The sequence below is a fragment of the Enterobacter sp. 940_PEND genome, assembly GCF_001059415.1.
Classification (GTDB): Bacteria; Pseudomonadota; Gammaproteobacteria; order Enterobacterales; family Enterobacteriaceae; genus Enterobacter; species Enterobacter cloacae_M.
This window is the reverse complement of the sequence record NZ_JUMS01000021.1, coordinates 36682-53295: the sequence shown is the minus strand read 5'-3', so window position 1 is coordinate 53295 and position 16614 is coordinate 36682. Positions and strand designations below refer to the sequence as shown.

The following is a 16614-nucleotide window of genomic DNA, read 5'->3' as shown; positions in this document are numbered from 1 at the left end:
CCCCAGGCGCCTGACCATACTGACGCTTAAAGCTGCGGTTGAAGGACTGCTGGGAGTCGAAGCCCAGCGCGATCGCCACGTTCAGAATAGGCTCATCGCTGCGGGTTAAGCGCTCAACCGATTTTTGCAGCTTTTGCGCGCGAATATACCCGGCGAGGGGATAGCCCGTATGCTCTTTGAAGAGGCGCTGGAGGTGCCATTTTGAGTAGCCGGACCGCCTGGCGACGGACTCAATGTCCAGACGGCTATCCAGGTTGTTGTCGATCCAGTCGAGTAAATCATGCATAAATGCGCCAGTGTTCATCTGGTTACTCCCACGCTGCCTGTCAAAAAGTATCTTTGTCTGTTGCATTAAAAGGTGGCGCGTTTTTGTATTAATTGCAAGTTTTATTGTTGCATTTAAATCCCTGACCGAAACGGGTCTTTTCACATCCGCTCAAATAGCACATAAAGTGCAACAATTATTCTTGCACTTAGTTAAGCGCCTTCCTACAATCGCCGCGATAGTGTATTCGCAACTGTTACAGTTTTGTGGCGATGAACGACACAAATGGCCTTGAGATAGCCACCGGACAAAGGAAGTGGCGCAGTGCCTCCTGCTGCGTCTTGCCCGGCGGCGACAATTACCGGAATAAAAATAATGAGCCTGCAAAAAACCTGGGGTAACTTTCATCTGAACGCGCTGGGGGCCATGTTGCTCTCCGTGCTGCTCGTCGGATGCGACAACAGCGTCGCGCAAAACGCCGCGCCGCCTGCGCCCGCCGTCAGCGCTGCTGACGTGGTGGTGAAATCCATTAGCCAGTGGGATAGCTTTAACGGCCGGATTGAAGCGGTGGAGAGCGTTCAGCTCCGTCCGCGCGTTTCCGGCTACATTGATAAAGTGAATTACACCGACGGCCAGGAAGTGAAGAAGGGCGAGGTGCTGTTCACGATTGATGACCGAACCTATCGCGCGGCGCTGGAACAGGCGCAGGCGAACCTGGCGAGAGCCAAAACGCAGGCCAGCCTCGCGCAAAGTGAAGCTAACCGTACCGATAAGCTGGTCAATACCAACGTTGTCTCCCGTGAAGAGTGGGAGCAGCGTCGTTCGGCCGCCACTCAGGCCCAGGCCGATATTCGTGCCGCGCAGGCGGCGGTTGACGCTGCCCAGCTCAACCTGGACTTCACCAAAGTCACCGCGCCTATCGACGGTCGCGCCAGCCGGGCGTTGATCACCAGCGGCAACCTGGTGACAGCGGGCGACACCGCCAGCGTTCTCACCACGCTGGTCTCGCAGAAGACGGTTTACGTCTACTTTGACGTGGACGAGTCGACCTACCTTCACTACCAAAATCTGGCCCGCAGCGGGCAGGGGGCGTCCAGCAATCACACGGCGCTTCCGGTTGAGATTGGCCTGACGGGCGAGGAGGGATATCCCCACCAGGGTAAAGTGGACTTCCTGGATAACCAGCTGACGCCGAGTACCGGCACCATCCGTATGCGCGCGCTGCTGGATAACGCGCAGCGTCAGTTCACGCCGGGACTTTTTGCCCGCGTACGCCTGCCGGGCAGCGCGGAGTTCAAAGCCACGCTTATCGACGACAAAGCGGTGCTGACCGATCAGGATCGTAAGTACGTTTATATCGTCGATAAAGAGGGGAAAGCGCAGCGCCGCGACATCACGCCGGGCCGTCTGGCAGACGGTTTACGCATCGTGCGGCAGGGGCTGAACCCTGGCGATAAAGTCATCGTCGAGGGTTTACAAAAAGTGTTTATGCCGGGGATGCCGGTTAACGCGAAAACCGTTGCCATGACCGCCACCAGCGCCCTCAACTGATCCCTTGACCTGAGAATCCATCCATGGACTTTTCCCGCTTTTTCATCGACAGGCCGATCTTTGCCGCGGTGCTGTCGATTCTGATTTTTATCACAGGGTTAATCGCCATCCCGCTGCTGCCGGTGAGCGAATATCCTGACGTCGTGCCGCCAAGCGTGCAGGTGCGCGCGGAGTACCCGGGTGCCAACCCGAAAGTGATTGCCGAGACCGTGGCGACGCCGCTTGAAGAGGCGATCAACGGCGTTGAGAACATGATGTACATGAAGTCCGTCGCGGGCTCCGACGGCGTGCTGGTCACCACCGTCACCTTCCGTCCGGGTACCGATCCGGATCAGGCGCAGGTGCAGGTGCAAAACCGCGTCGCGCAGGCCGAAGCGCGTCTGCCGGAAGACGTGCGGCGTTTGGGGATTACCACCCAGAAACAGTCCCCGACGCTAACGCTGGTGGTGCATCTGTTTTCGCCCAACGGTAAGTACGACTCCCTGTATATGCGTAACTACGCCACGCTGAAGGTGAAGGACGAGCTGGCGCGTCTGCCCGGCGTCGGCCAGATCCAGATTTTCGGCTCGGGCGAGTACGCGATGCGCGTCTGGCTGGATCCCAACAAGGTGGCGGCCCGCGGGCTGACCGCGTCGGACGTGGTCACGGCGATGCAGGAGCAGAACGTGCAGGTGTCCGCCGGGCAGCTTGGCGCCGAGCCGCTGCCGAAAGAGAGCGATTTCCTGATCTCCATTAACGCCCAAGGGCGTCTGCATACCGAAGAAGAGTTCGGCAATATTGTCCTGAAAACGACGCAGGACGGTACGGTCGTCCGCCTGCGCGACGTGGCGCGTATCGAAATGGGGTCCGGCAGCTATGCGCTGCGCTCCCAGTTGAACAATAAAGACGCGGTCGGGATTGGTATCTTCCAGTCGCCGGGGGCGAACGCCATTGATTTGTCTAACGCGGTGCGCGCGAAAATGGACGAACTGTCCACGCGCTTCCCGGCAGATATGAAGTGGGCGGCACCTTACGATCCAACCGTTTTCGTGCGCGACTCCATCCGTGCGGTCGTGCAAACGCTGCTGGAAGCGGTGGTGCTGGTAGTGCTGGTGGTGATCCTGTTCCTGCAAACCTGGCGCGCGTCGATCATTCCGCTGATCGCGGTGCCGGTTTCGGTGGTGGGTACCTTCAGCATTCTCTACCTGCTCGGCTTCTCGCTGAACACCCTGAGCTTGTTCGGGCTGGTGCTGGCCATCGGTATCGTGGTGGACGACGCCATCGTGGTGGTGGAAAACGTCGAGCGAAACATAGAAGAGGGGCTTGCTCCGCTTGCGGCGGCGCATCAGGCGATGCGCGAAGTGTCCGGGCCGATTATCGCGATTGCGCTGGTGCTGTGCGCGGTGTTTGTGCCGATGGCGTTTCTCTCGGGCGTTACCGGTCAGTTCTACAAGCAGTTTGCGGTGACGATCGCGATATCTACGGTGATTTCAGCGATTAACTCGCTGACGCTCTCTCCGGCGCTGGCGGCACTGCTGTTAAAACCGCACGGCGCGCCGAAAGATTTCCCGACCCGGCTTATCGATCGTCTGTTCGGCTGGATTTTCCGTCCGTTTAACCGCTTTTTCCACCGCAGCTCGAACGGCTATCAGGGGCTGGTGGGCAAAACGCTGGGACGACGCGGCTCGGTATTTGTGGTGTATCTGCTGCTGCTCTGTGCCGCTGGCGTGATGTTTAAAGCGGTTCCCGGCGGGTTTATTCCGACGCAGGATAAGCTGTACCTGATTGGCGGCGTGAAGATGCCGGAAGGTTCTTCGCTGGCGCGCACCGACGCGGTGATCCGCAAAATGAGCGAAATCGGGATGAATACCGAAGGCGTGGACTACGCGGTTGCGTTCCCGGGGCTGAACGCGCTGCAGTTCACCAACACGCCGAATACCGGGACGGTCTTCTTTGGCCTGAAGCCGTTCGATCAGCGCAAACATACTGCGGCGGAAATTAACGCTGAGATCAACGCGAAAATCGCGCAAATTCAGGAAGGTTTTGGCTTCTCCATTCTGCCACCGCCGATTTTAGGGCTGGGTCAGGGGTCGGGCTATTCCCTGTACATTCAGGATCGCGGTGGTCTGGGCTATGGCGCGCTGCAAAATGCGGTAAACACCATGTCCGGTGCGATTATGCAGACGCCGGGAATGCACTTCCCGATCTCAACCTACCAGGCTAACGTTCCGCAGCTGGACGTGCAGGTAGACCGTGATAAGGCGAAAGCGCAGGGCGTATTGCTGACCGATCTTTTCGGTACGCTGCAAACCTATCTTGGCTCGTCGTACGTGAACGACTTCAACCAGTTCGGCCGTACCTGGCGCGTGATGGCGCAGGCCGACGGACAGTTCCGCGACAGCGTGGAAGATATTGCGAATCTGCGCACCCGTAATAGCCAGGGCGAAATGGTGCCGATTGGCAGCATGGTGAAAATCACGACCACCTACGGCCCGGATCCGGTGATCCGCTACAACGGCTACCCGGCGGCAGATCTGATTGGCGATGCCGACCCGCGCGTGCTTTCGTCTGCGCAGGCGATGACGCAGCTGGACGCCATGTCTAAGCAGATCCTGCCAAACGGGATGAACATTGAATGGACGGACCTGAGCTTCCAGCAGGCGACGCAGGGCAACACGGCGCTGATCGTCTTCCCGGTCGCGGTGCTGCTGGCGTTCCTGGTCCTGGCGGCGCTGTATGAAAGCTGGACGCTGCCGCTGGCGGTGATCCTCATCGTGCCGATGACCATGCTCTCCGCGCTGTTTGGCGTCTGGCTGACCGGTGGCGATAACAACGTCTTCGTGCAGGTGGGGCTGGTGGTGCTGATGGGGCTGGCGTGTAAAAACGCGATTCTTATCGTGGAGTTTGCCCGCGAGCTGGAAATTCAGGGCAAAGGCATTATGGAAGCCGCGCTGGAGGCGTGCCGCCTGCGTTTACGTCCGATTGTGATGACCTCCATCGCCTTTATTGCCGGGACTATTCCGCTGATCCTCGGCCACGGCGCGGGCGCAGAAGTGCGCGGCGTCACCGGGATCACGGTCTTCTCCGGGATGCTGGGCGTGACGCTGTTTGGTCTGTTCCTGACGCCGGTGTTTTACGTGACGCTGCGTAAATTCGTGACGCGCGGGAAAAAAGAGGAAAGGGACGTTCTGCCCGCGTAGGAATGCTGCAGATAATAAAAAACCGCCTTCACTGTGAAGGCGGTTTTTTTTACATCTGAATATGGGCCGGGTAAGCACAGCGCCAGCCGGCAAGATCGTTACGACGTTTTTTGATACTGGGCAATAAGGTCGGGGAGCGGATCCCATCCGTTGCTATCGGCGTTTTTGACCGCGTCGAGGGCGCTTGCCACGGTATGGCGGGCCAGTACCGCTAACGAAGCCTCCTCGGCTTCTTCGGATATCGATTTGAAGTACCAGCAGGCGTTAGCGCTGACCACGCAGCGGGCCGGCACGTCAGGGCGCGACGCCCACAGCTTTTTATCTTCGATAACCGAAAGGTAGATGTCGCGCAGGGTGATCTCTTCCGGCGGGCGACCAAGATGAATTGAGCCGTTACGGCCAAGCGTTGAGACGATAATGCCGTCACGCGTCAGCGGAACCATCAATTTGCGGATGAAGCTCGGGTTCGCTTCCAGGCCGTAGGCCAGAATCGCACTCGTGGAACGTTCACCCAATTGCTCCGCCATCGCTACGCTGAGAACCATCTGCAAAGCTGTCGGGAAGCGGTAATCTAACATTTCTCTGTCCTGGGTTGCGGTGAATCTTGTTCTTTTTGGCACCGCAGAGGTGAATAAGCAATAAACAACAATATAACAAATACGGTAATTATTTTGAAGCAATCTGCGGCATTTGCGATCGAACCCCCTGTTCTGATTTAGCAAAACGTGCGGTTCGGGAAGTCAACCGTCACCATCAGGCCACCTTCAGCGGAAGTACTCAGGTTTACGCAGCTGTTGTGTTGCTGCGCCACCGCCTTGACGATGGCAAGCCCCAGCCCGCTCCCGCTTTGCACCTGATTGGGGTCGCGGAAAAACCGGTCGAACACGCGCTCGCGCAGTTCAACCGGAATACCGGGCCCTGCATCTGAAACGCGAAGCCGCGCGAAGCCATCTGCTATGGAGACATCGACCTGAATCCGCCCGCCCTCGGGACTGTACTTCACGGCGTTCTCAATGAGGTTATCAATAAGCGACACCAGGCGTTCCCTGACGCCGGGGATCCAGATGTCATCCTCGGCGAAGAATTCCAGTTCTATCCTGCGCGCAGAGGCCAGCGGTTCCAGCTCGGCCATTCGCTCCTGGATGAGCGTCGTCAGCGGCACGGTCTCCATTTCCGTATCAATGCGCGCTTCACTGTGCATCATCAGCAGCAGCTGGTTGACGAGACGCGCTGCCCGGCTATTGCTGCGAATCACCCCCGCAAGCAGCTCCTGCTGGCTCTCGCTGATGACCCAGGACTGCAGCGCTTCCACGTTGATGCGCATCGCCGCGAGGGGGGTACGCAGCTCGTGCGCGGCATCCGCAATGAAAACCCGTTCCCTTTCCGCGCTTTCACGCACTCTGGCAAGGAAGTCATTGATCGCGTCCACCATCTGGCGAAGCTCCCTGTGTCCGGGAACGGCTTTTAAAGGGGAGAGATCGTCAGGCGTGCGTAGCGTAATTTCATTGACCACCTTGTTCCATGGGCGCATCGCAATGCGGATTGACAGCCACGCGGGAAACAGAAGAAAAGGGAAGCAGACCAGCAGCGGCAGGATGTAGTAACCGCGTGAGTTCAGATAGATAAAGAAGTTCCAGCCGCTGGCTGGCGTGAAGAGGGTGACCTCCACGTCAGAGTGAGGGGATTTAAGGGTGCGGCTGGTCCAGGTACGATCTTCACTCTGTACGTGCTCCAGTTCGCCGAACCGGGTGTTTGTTATCCCCGCAGGTGCACCGTCGGAGGCAAAAATAACGGCATTATTCTTGCGAACGATGAGGTTAATCGACAGCACGGGATCTTCCCCTCCGCCGTAACCTTCCCGCAGGGCCTGGCTAAAGGCTTCCAGCACGGCGGTACGATCCTGCGGACGTCCGTCCATACGCTCAACCAGGGTAAAAACGGTTTCGTATGTTTTACTGCCCGTGAGGATGGGAGGGCTGCGCAGGTCCTCCCACAGAATGAAGGTTAGAAAAAGACACCACAGCAGGGTCAGCAGCAGCATCTGGGCGATGATAATTCGGCGCACCAGCGTCGGGCGCCTCAGGTGATACCAGACGTTTTGCATTAACCGGTCACCTTTTGAATGGAGACGGTATCAATGACGTACCCGACGCCCCGCACCGTTCGCACATAGCCGTCGCCGATTTTTCGCCGCAAATTTCCCATATGCACGTCGAGCGCATTGCTGAGGTTCTCTTTGTTACCGAATATCCGCTCTTCCAGAAACCGTCGCGTTATCACGCGGTCAGCGCGCAGCATCAATGTTTCCAGCAGCGCATATTCACTGGCGGTCAGGTCTATGTGGCGCGCGCTTACCGTCACGCGACGCGTCGGAACATGAAGCGATAAGCCTCGAATTTCTATCGCTTCATTCTCGAAACCGTAGCTGCGCCGCGCCAGGGCTCTGACTCGCGCCAGCAGCTCGGCGAGAATAAAAGGCTTGACGAGATAGTCGTCCGCACAGGCGATCCTGCAGCGTACCTCGCGCCGTCAGGATGATGACCGGGATCCCCTTGAGCTGCTGACGCAAACGCGCCATCAGGCTCATGCCGTCGCCGTCGGGCAGCCCCAGGTCGAGCAAAATAAGTTCCGGCACGCAGACGTCCAGCTGATGCAGCGCATCCTCTTTGCGGCGTACCCATATGACGTCAAATCCTTGATCCGAGAGGGCGATACGTACGCCGTTGCCGAGATCCAGGTCGTCTTCGATTAGTAAAATTTTCACACTGGCAACTGTATCAACCGTGAATGAAGAACATCTTAAGAAAAAAACGGTATCAGGAAACCTGCCCGGTTTACAGCGCCTGCTCGCGCTTCAGTGTTTCTTCATGTTCGGCTCATAAGAACCTTAGGGTCGGTATTCAAAATGGGCGTTCTGGCGGTTAACCGCATGCATCGTCATCATTTGAATCCAAAAGGGCTTCTTTAATGAGAAACATCGAACTTCGTCATACGTTCCCTCATTTACTTCCGGGCCGCAGCCTGAAAAACCTCGTGCCGGGCTTCGTTCTGGCGTTACTGGCCATGCCTGCGCTGGCGGCAGAACAGAGTCAGGGTAACGTCTTAACGCTGGGGGGCGGCGTGGACGTCGCGCCGCGCTACTCGGGTTCCGATAAAACCCGCGTCAGTGCGGCTCAGGTGGTGGAGTACGCTATGGCAAACGGCTTTTTTATCGGCACCACGCGAGGGATCGGTTACGGCAACAACATCGGCAACCTGGACTACAGCGCCGCGCTGAGCTATCGAGTTGGGCGTAAAGATAAAGACGTGAGCAGCGATTCCATCAGCTCCGGCAGCGACGAGCTGCGAGGAATGGGCGAGATAAAAGGCTCGGCAGTCATTGTGCCCGGGCTGGAGTACAGGGTGACCGACTGGCTTCACCTGCAGATGCAGGCAGAGGTACCGGTTTCAGAAAGAGACAACGGTGAAGCGGTTCATTTCGGCATTTCCAGCCCGTTCTACACCTCATCAAAAAATGAGGTGACGCTGGCGCTGACCGGCAACTGGGGATCCGACAAGTACATGCAGACCTACTATGGGGTCAGCGCCGCCCAGTCGAGCGCATCGGGCTTTGCCCGACATGACGCCGGGGCCGGGATTTATGCCTGGTCGATGAATCTGGACTGGACCCACAGGCTCACCTCGCGCTGGAGCGTCCTTGCCTCAGCGGGCGTTACGCAGCTGACGGGGGATGCGGGTGATAGCCCCATTGTGCAACGCAAAACATCGCCCACGGGGAGTTTGAAGGTGACGTACAGTTTTTGATGTTGGCTGCGGTGGCTTAACGTTTTGAGCACGCATTTGCGGTAATTTAAGCCGCTCCGGTTGAGATGGCGGGGCGGTTCCCTTTGCAGAAAGTTACAGCACTGCACATGTGGTTGACGGATTTATCTAAAGCTCCATTGTGCCGTAATGACAAACACGGAAGGTATGATAATACCCATATCCATTCCAAAATAAGACGTAAAATTATACTGGAACCCATGATATATATAGGGCGAAAATCCTATTCCCGTTGCTTTTTTAAAATCATGGTATGAACCATGGTCACCACAATCATCGAAAGTATCAAAGAAAAATTCACCTACATATCCATAGATTCCTTTAAAAACCCAACCGTTATCCCATCCAGCCCAGTCTCTTCTTACGCCGGCAGCCAGGCATCTGTCATTAAAGCTGTTTTTCATTGTCCCTAGCACAAGACTGTATTTCGACGTATCCGAGAATTTCCTCTCAACGGATATGAACTTATTTTCAAAGTTCTCCGTGTATTGTCCTCGATTATGCGTCAGATGATAAACGTATGAGCCGGTATTTATTGAATACAGATTTATTTCATCTGCAGAGCAATGCAACGTAAAAAGATAAAAACTTCCGCACCACAGCCATGTGGGCCATCTTTTCCGAACTGTCTGCTTATATGTAATATTATCCATATTCGCTCACTTTGGCTAACCTACTGAAATTATAAGGGCTATTTTCGATCTTCAGCTGGATAAATTTTAGCATACATACCAAAACTCGAGATATTCACGTCACGGATTGGGGGCTGAAATTACGATAGAACATGTTCTGCGAACCCTTACCCCAAGCGCTTACACGAGTGAAAATCAGCCTTTTTGCCGCCGCTAAAATCATAGCCTCTGAGGTATAATCGCTGTTCAGAAAAAGGCAAAGAGGATGTGACAAGATGCTGACTTATATCACTATAGGTACAAATGATCTTCTGCGCGCCGCGGCGTTTTATGACGCGATTTTTAAAGTGCTTGGCTATTCACGTTTGCCTGCCTGGACCAAGGACTGGGCAATGTGGGGAGATGAAAATAATCCAGATGAGGGGTTTAGCTTCTGTATTTGTCCTCCCTTTGACCGACAACCCGCAACGGCGGGAAACGGGACCATGTTCGCATTCCGTGCAGCTAACGCGGAGCTTGTCAGACGTTTCCATGCAGCAGGCCTTCTTGCGGGAGGAAAGAGTGAAGGCATGCCAGGGACACGAACCGCGTACGGCCCCGATTTTTATGTTGCCTATCTGCGCGATCCTGACGGGCATAAGCTGGCATGCGTTTGTCAGCATTATTCTTCTGAAGCCGATACGTTCCCATGCGAAGAATAGTCACAAGCGGTCGTTTTTGAACTATGTTTAACACCAGTCAGAATAATAAATAGTTGAACTGTTATTATATTCTGAATAGTGGCGGCCTTAATCCGGAGCATTTGAAAGCCAGAACCTCACTGAGAAGTGTGCCAGCATGACGTGGCTAATATTCCTGTCCGGAGAACAACGTGTTCGGAAAACAATTGTTAAACTACATGCCAGGTTTACAAACTTTGTTAGCCTACGATAAAAGCTGGCTAAAAAATGATGTTAAAGCTGGCTTATCCGTTGCGGCTGTCGCGCTTCCGGTGGCTATTGCTTATGCTGAGTTGGCGGGTGTTGGGGCAATAGTGGGGCTCTATTCCTGCGTTTTACCGATGATAGCGTATGCACTCTTTGGTTCTTCACGTCAGCTTATTGTGGGCCCTGATGCCACGACCTGCGCGGTGATTGCGGCCGTCGTGTTTCCTCTTTCTGCAGGTAATCCCGAACTGCACTGGCAACTGACCATCATCATGACGTTGATGATGGGCGGGTGGTGCCTGCTTGCCAGTAAATTCCGCCTGGGCGCACTTGCCGATCTGCTTTCTCATCCAATCCTTACGGGTTTGCTTAATGGCGTTGCCGTGACGATTATTGTCGGGCAATTAGGCAAGGTGTTGGGGATAAAACTCGACGAAGCGCAGGTTATTGAGAAAATAATGGCCTTGCCAGGCCGTCTTTCAGAAAGCCATTTATTAACCGTTGGCATATCGCTTTTAACGTTAATTATTTTAATAGTTATTAAAACGTATCGCAGCCACTGGCCAGCACCGTTGATTGCGATTGTGATGACAACGCTACTGGTATGGGCGACATCTGCACAACAGTATGGTATTGCCACTATTGGGGGAGAAGGCTTCCAGCCTGGTTTACCCGTCGTTAACTGGGGCGCGTTCCAGCCCGGTCCGATGCGTGATTTAGTGATCCCGGCGCTGAACCTGGCGTTGGTCAGTTTTGTCAGCCTGATGCTGACCGCCCGCAGTTTCGCCGCGAAAAATGGCTATGAAATTAATGCTGATGCAGAGTTCCGGGCGCTGGGGATTGCGAACCTCATGTCGGGATTATCTCAGGGGTTTGCTATCAGTGGAGCCGATTCCCGGACCGCGGTTAATGATTCAGTGGGTGGGAAAAGCCAGCTGGTTTCCATCGTCGCAGCCTTACTCATCGGTATCGTAGTGGTATTTTTCACTCAGCCATTACAATTTATTCCGGTATCTGCATTAGGTATTGTTTTGATGTACGCATCCTGGTCATTAATTGATCTGCGCGGGTTATGGAACCTGAGGCGTAGAAATAAACAGGCATTTCGCCTGGCCTTCTTCACGTTTGGCTGTGTGTTAATTATCGGCGTTATCCAGGGGATCGGCCTTGCGGTGTTGCTTGGCCTGTTACAGTTCCTGCGTACGGTGTTTCGTCCCTCTGAGCACTTACTGGGAACTGACGACGATGGCATGATTCACTCATTAGGTAATACAACCGATATTAAAATGGTCCCGGGCGTGCTGATGTATCGATTTAACTCACCGTTGACCTATTTTAACGTGGCTTATTTTAAACGTCGGGTATTGAACCTGGTTGATGGTGCAGCAGTACAGCCTAAATGGGTGGTCATTGATGCCGTTGCTTGCTTCACCTATTCAGACATCAGCGTTCTGGCAACCATAAATGAGTTAAAGCGCGATCTGAAAGGTCGACAGATTACGTTAATCCTTGCGGGCAGAAAAACGGAATTAACGCGCTGGTTTAATGATAGCCGGCCAACAATGAATGATGATGACATGATTCTGGCGCCAGACCTCTATCTGGCACTTCGGTTCATTCAAAGCAAAGAGAGTGCGAGTGAATCAGGTAGCGAGGTATAAGCTAAAGGCTTGCCCGCCAACCGCGAGCAAGCCGCATCCCTTAGCGATACAGCGTTTTTTCCGCAACCGGAATAAGCAGCCCGGCTCGCCAGGCCGCGAGCGTCAGCTGCGCAAGCCTGCCCAGCGCGGTATAAAAGGGATGCCCGGCGTTTTCCACAAACACCGACAGGAAGCGGGTGCTCCACGGCAGCAGGTGCCACGCCAGAAGCTGAGCGCACTCTGCTTCGCGGCCATTCTCGGCCAGCCACGCCGCCAGCAGCAGCAAAGTACCAAAATGATCTTCCGGCTCATTCTGCTGCATCTCAAACGCGATATTGTTCTCACGCATCCACTGGCGCAGCGCGAGGGTCGAGTCGCCAAACAATACGGACTCACGGTCCAGCCAGACGGAACCCCACGGCGGAGCGGGCAGGGCATACGGACCAATAAACAGCCGTTGCCAGGCGTCCGCCAGCGGCTCATCGGAAGATGAGGCAAACGTATCGGCAACGGGATGCAGCGTTTCTGCAGGCAGGGGCCAGTCCTGAACCCATTCGCCAGCGGTGAGCGCTTTCACCAGCGGCGCGGCCTGATCGCTGTCCGGAGCGAAATAAAACAGCGCGCCCAGCACCCGGGCGCTGAACGCGAACGATTCACTATGTGAGACGTCTTTCATTAAACCTTCCTTGCTCGCGCGGATGACGCCCGCGCGACTGTGTTAACCGATAATACTGACCACAGAATAAACCAGGGTCTCGTGTTTCACCCTCTACACTTTCTCAATCTGCACCAGATTGGTGTGCTGCGGGTTGCCTTTTGCCAGCGGAGAGGGACGATGGGTCGTCAGCGTGTTGATGCAGGAGCCGTGATCGATACGATCGCCACTCATATTGGCATCGTGCCAGGCGCCCTGGCCCATGGCGCTCACGCCGGGCATGATGCGCGGCGTCACTTTCGCTTCAATTCGCACCTCGCCGCGGCTATTAAAGACGCGCACCGTATCGCCGTTCTTAATGCCGCGTTTTTCGGCATCGACAGGATTAAGCCACACCTCCTGGCGGCAGGCCGCTTTCAGCACGTCGACGTTACCGTAGCTCGAGTGGGTACGGGCTTTGAAGTGGAACCCGAAAAGCTGCAGCGGGAACTGCGCGCGCTCGGGGGCGTCCCAGCCGTCAAAGGTCGATGCGTAGACGGGCAGAGGGCTGATGGTCTCATCTTTTGCCAGCTCCCAGGTGGCCGCAATCTCTGCCAGCTTGCTGGAGTAAATTTCAATCTTGCCCGATGGCGTTTTCAGCGGATTGGCTTCAGGGTTCTCGCGGAATTTTTTATAGGCCACGAAGTGTCCGTTCGGATCTTTGCGCTTATAGATGCCCATTTTTTTCAGCTCGTCATATGACGGAAGCTGAGGATCTTTCGCGAGCATTTTGGCATACAGGAACTGCAGCCACTGTTCCTGCGTGCGTCCTTCGGTAAATTTCTGATGGATATCCGGCCCGAGGCGTTTCGCCACTTCGCTCATGATCCAGTAGATCGGCTTACGCTCGAACTTCGGCGCGGTCACGGGCTGGAGGAAAATCAGGTAGCCCATATTTCCCGCATAATCGTTAGGAATGATATCTTCCTGCTCGACGGTCATCAGGTCCGGCAGCACGATATCGGCATACTTCGCTGACGAGGTCATGAAATTGTCGATGACGACAATCATTTCGCACTTGCTTTCATCCTGCAGGATATCGTGGGTTTTATTGATATCGGAGTGCTGGTTGATGATGGTATTGCCCGCGTAGTTCCAGATGGACTCCACTGTCAGACGGATGGACGGACTTGAAGTAGTTGACTCAACGCTACTTAAGGTCCTGATATGACTGACATTAACCATGACAACACTGTATATCCATCCAGTTCTTTCTCTGGGTCTCCCTATCTGTATGGGCAAGTCTACACCCCAAGTCCTGACACAAGGCTGACACAAATCAATCTACTCGGCGTAGCTAAGCCTCAGTTAGTCCGTAGAGCCAATGGTCGATATACTATCCGCTTCAGACTCAAGGGACAGACCACACCGTTTCTTTCAGTATCGACCCGCAGCACAGACAGGAGAGTAGCCACAATGCGTCAGAGAGAGCTTGCAGCCACAGCTAAGGCCTTCATGTTGGATAGACCTGAAGTCTCGCTACAGGAGCTTACAGAGCACCTCCGGTCTATGGCTGAGCAGTTCCTGACAGACGCTAGTGACGATTACTGGAATGGACTTGAGGTCGCTACTTTGGTGGACGAGAAGTCCAACCTGAAGGAGCTAGCCGCTACGCAAGCCTTAAGTCTGGACCAGCAGAAGGGCATAAGGTTAGCGCTTGAAGTCCTGACCGCAGCACAGCAGAGGGTAGACACTGGTGATACCTCTGGTCTGATTAAGCTGATTGATGGTGGCGTAAGCCAGCTTACTGATGATAATAACCATACTGATTACTCAACTATAGGCGACTCTACGTCAATTCTGAAGAATGAGCAGGGGGATAGACCAGTAGTTTTCACACAGGAGCGCCAACCTGAGGTCACTATCGCTGACCAACCAGCTATCTGTAGTTTTTCTGAGCTAGTGTCCTCGCTGCTGGCTGAGAAGGTCCCGACCCTGAAGTCCTCCAGCTACAAGGACCTGTCGTCCTCACTGAATACCGTCTCTCGGTTCTTACCTGAAGACATGGACCTGATGTCCCGCTCTGAGTGGCTGGCTGTCAGGGACTCCATGCTGGCTGCTGAGGTGAGACCATCGACAATCAACAAGCTGCTGACTAAAGCGAAGATGTGTCTTGATTACGGTCTGATGAATGGACAGCTTGAGGGCCGCAACCCTATTGAACGGATGAAGCTGACCAAGGATATCGACTCCAAGCGCAGGGCGTTCACAGACGAGGAGCTGGAGAGACTTCTTGTCCGTGTTGAGTCTGAGTATCAGTTCACACGACACACGGCTCGCACGACCTCTGAGGCCCGTAGATGGGCGTCTCTGGTATCTGTGGTCACTGGAGCTAGGTCTGCTGAGGTCTGCCACCTGACTAAACGTGACATTGTAACCTTGGACAATGGGCTGGTCTGTATCGACATCAATGAAGATGGGGAAGGTAAGTCTGTGAAGAACAAGCATTCAGTCCGACTTGTGCCGTTGACCGATGGGGCCTGTGGTCTTGACCTGAAGTCCTTCCTCGAATGGGTAGACATGCAGCCTGACGAGGGTCCTCTCTTCGGGATGACTCCAAGCGCATACTCAAGCTGGTTTAACTCAAGGGTCATGACTGAAGCTCTGGGAGACGCTACGGATGTCTCTCTCCACAGTCTGAGGCATTGGCTGGCTACACGAATGAAAGAGCGTGGAGTCAATCTGGTGGACGCTCAGGGCATCTTAGGTCACAGCAGTCAGTCCATTACGTATGACCTGTACGGGAAAGGACACGCTGTTGGTAGGCTGGCTGAGGTGCTGAAGACAGCTTTACTTTAAGTAGGAAGACCCAAGGTGTAGACCATATACGGCTTGATGGTTGAGACCTTGGGTCACTGAAGTCTGACTGAAGTTAGGGAGGGTGATAATAATCATAATCCCTCCTGACTATAGGTCCACCGGTTCGCCTTCGGCTGTCCGACTTTAAGTCTGTCTGTTGTCTTATTTAAACTGGTTCCCTAACTCAGGTCCCTCCAAATTCCTATGGTCTCCTCTTGACATTCCTGTTTAACTGTGAGTCGCCTCTGGTCTCTCTTTATATATACTTCCTTAATTCCTGAGGCGTCTTTAGTCCTTGACATTCGGTCCAACCTGTGAGTCACATCCGGTCCTCCCTCTTTATATTTACTTCCTTAATTCCTAGGGTCGCCTTAATCCTTGACATCCAGTCCAGCCTGTGAGTCACATCCTGTCGCGCTACTGTATGCATCACCAGTGGTGGACTTGATTATCACTATAGGGGAACCAACTAATTCAACGACAGGAGATACTCTATGGCACGACCAATCGCAACTCACGACAACACGTTCACCAAAGCCTACTTGCAGCAGCACTGCGGGGACCTGCTGTCATTCGATGGTCAGGGTGACTTGAGTGGCTGGCTGGATGATGTCCTTACTGGTGCTGGTCGCCTGAGCGAATCAATGGCAAGCAATACCAAGCCTGTCAGCCCATACTTGATTCTGACCCAACTACTAACGCACGACACATTAACTGTAAGCGCTGTGCAGGAGTCCCTGAGCCGTAAGCGTGTTGCCTTGGGTGAACCTATGGTTTCAACTCGCTACGCTCGCTACGTCTATGCTGCCGTCGTCAGCGCCAGTAAATCCGTCCAGTACCACGCCAGTAAAGCTGGTTCATGATTACGGACCCTAAACTATCACTATAGGGAGACCTGCTTCCGCCTCTGAGTCTGATGCGTCAGAACATGCGAGCATCTGGTCAACCGACATTAAGTATCTCTCCTAAGTAATCAAGGCCCGTGACCGCCTCTGTCAGACCTCCTGTATCGACCTCCAGCTCGTTAGCGTTCTTTAGTCGTCTGTTAGTAGCTCGTCTACTCACTACTCATTGGCTTAAGTTTATCACCGCTCACCATCTGGAAG

Annotated in this window: 12 protein-coding genes and 2 pseudogenes; 7 read left to right on the top strand and 7 right to left on the bottom strand. The window is 54.5% G+C overall.

Features of this window, described 5'->3' with window-relative positions:
- Nucleotides 1-304 (bottom strand): helix-turn-helix domain-containing protein (locus ADJ24_RS04215; RefSeq protein WP_048702235.1); only part of this gene is annotated, 304 nt, incomplete at its 3' end.
- A 336-nt stretch (nucleotides 305-640) separates the two neighbouring features.
- Here ADJ24_RS04215 and ADJ24_RS04210 point away from each other — a divergent pair.
- Nucleotides 641-1816, top strand: a complete 1176-nt coding sequence (locus ADJ24_RS04210; protein ID WP_023311529.1) for an efflux RND transporter periplasmic adaptor subunit — start codon at nucleotides 641-643, stop codon at nucleotides 1814-1816.
- 23 nt (nucleotides 1817-1839) lie between these two features.
- Nucleotides 1840-4995 carry a multidrug efflux RND transporter permease subunit OqxB gene (gene oqxB, locus ADJ24_RS04205; RefSeq protein WP_023311530.1) on the top strand — a complete coding sequence of 1052 codons (3156 nt, stop codon included), beginning with the start codon at nucleotides 1840-1842 and terminating at the stop codon, nucleotides 4993-4995.
- A gap of 98 nt (nucleotides 4996-5093) precedes the next feature.
- Here the strand turns inward: oqxB and ADJ24_RS04200 are convergent, their stop codons facing one another.
- From ADJ24_RS04200 to ADJ24_RS04190, 3 genes and pseudogenes are all read right to left on the bottom strand, one after another.
- Nucleotides 5094-5573 carry an RrF2 family transcriptional regulator gene (locus ADJ24_RS04200; protein ID WP_023311531.1) on the bottom strand — a complete coding sequence of 160 codons (480 nt, stop codon included), beginning with the start codon at nucleotides 5571-5573 and terminating at the stop codon, nucleotides 5094-5096.
- A gap of 137 nt (nucleotides 5574-5710) precedes the next feature.
- The gene (locus ADJ24_RS04195) at nucleotides 5711-7099 is read right to left on the bottom strand and encodes a sensor histidine kinase (protein ID WP_023311532.1); all 1389 of its coding nucleotides are present in this window, start codon (nucleotides 7097-7099) and stop codon (nucleotides 5711-5713) included.
- Nucleotides 7099-7759 (bottom strand): annotated as a pseudogene (locus ADJ24_RS04190) (winged helix-turn-helix domain-containing protein). Before ADJ24_RS04190 ends, ADJ24_RS04195 begins: the two are co-directional and overlap by 1 nt.
- Before the next feature lie 203 nt (nucleotides 7760-7962).
- On the opposite strand from ADJ24_RS04190, the gene ADJ24_RS04185 reads away from it, so the two are divergent.
- Complete coding sequence (locus ADJ24_RS04185) at nucleotides 7963-8799, top strand: MipA/OmpV family protein (RefSeq protein ID WP_023311534.1); 837 nt, start codon at nucleotides 7963-7965, stop codon at nucleotides 8797-8799.
- Between the two features lie 122 nt (nucleotides 8800-8921).
- On the opposite strand, the gene ADJ24_RS23865 is transcribed toward ADJ24_RS04185, so the two are convergent.
- Nucleotides 8922-9470: a hypothetical protein gene (locus ADJ24_RS23865; RefSeq protein WP_023311535.1), complete on the bottom strand. Its 549-nt coding sequence runs from the start codon at nucleotides 9468-9470 to the stop codon at nucleotides 8922-8924.
- A 254-nt stretch (nucleotides 9471-9724) separates the two neighbouring features.
- Between ADJ24_RS23865 and ADJ24_RS04180 the strand changes: the two genes are divergently transcribed.
- Both ADJ24_RS04180 and ADJ24_RS04175 read left to right on the top strand, forming a co-directional pair.
- The gene (locus tag ADJ24_RS04180) at nucleotides 9725-10150 is read left to right on the top strand and encodes a VOC family protein (RefSeq protein WP_023311536.1); all 426 of its coding nucleotides are present in this window, start codon (nucleotides 9725-9727) and stop codon (nucleotides 10148-10150) included.
- A gap of 170 nt (nucleotides 10151-10320) precedes the next feature.
- Entirely contained in the window at nucleotides 10321-12036 is a 1716-nt protein-coding gene (locus ADJ24_RS04175) for a SulP family inorganic anion transporter (RefSeq protein ID WP_023311537.1), read from the top strand.
- Between the two features lie 40 nt (nucleotides 12037-12076).
- Here ADJ24_RS04175 and dmsD read toward each other — a convergent pair whose 3' ends face one another.
- Nucleotides 12077-12691 (bottom strand): Tat proofreading chaperone DmsD, encoded by a 615-nt coding sequence (gene dmsD, locus ADJ24_RS04170; protein ID WP_023311538.1) that lies wholly within the window; start codon nucleotides 12689-12691, stop codon nucleotides 12077-12079.
- Between the two features lie 93 nt (nucleotides 12692-12784).
- A pseudogene (locus tag ADJ24_RS04165) lies at nucleotides 12785-13819 on the bottom strand (molybdopterin dinucleotide binding domain-containing protein); the annotation flags it as partial.
- Between the two features lie 57 nt (nucleotides 13820-13876).
- Here ADJ24_RS04165 and ADJ24_RS04160 point away from each other — a divergent pair.
- Both ADJ24_RS04160 and ADJ24_RS04155 read left to right on the top strand, forming a co-directional pair.
- Nucleotides 13877-15508, top strand: a complete 1632-nt coding sequence (locus ADJ24_RS04160; protein ID WP_161798667.1) for a site-specific integrase — start codon at nucleotides 13877-13879, stop codon at nucleotides 15506-15508.
- A gap of 494 nt (nucleotides 15509-16002) precedes the next feature.
- Nucleotides 16003-16371, top strand: coding sequence for a hypothetical protein (locus tag ADJ24_RS04155; protein WP_000113586.1), 369 nt, complete (start codon nucleotides 16003-16005; stop codon nucleotides 16369-16371).
- Nucleotides 16372-16614 lie beyond the last annotated feature (243 nt).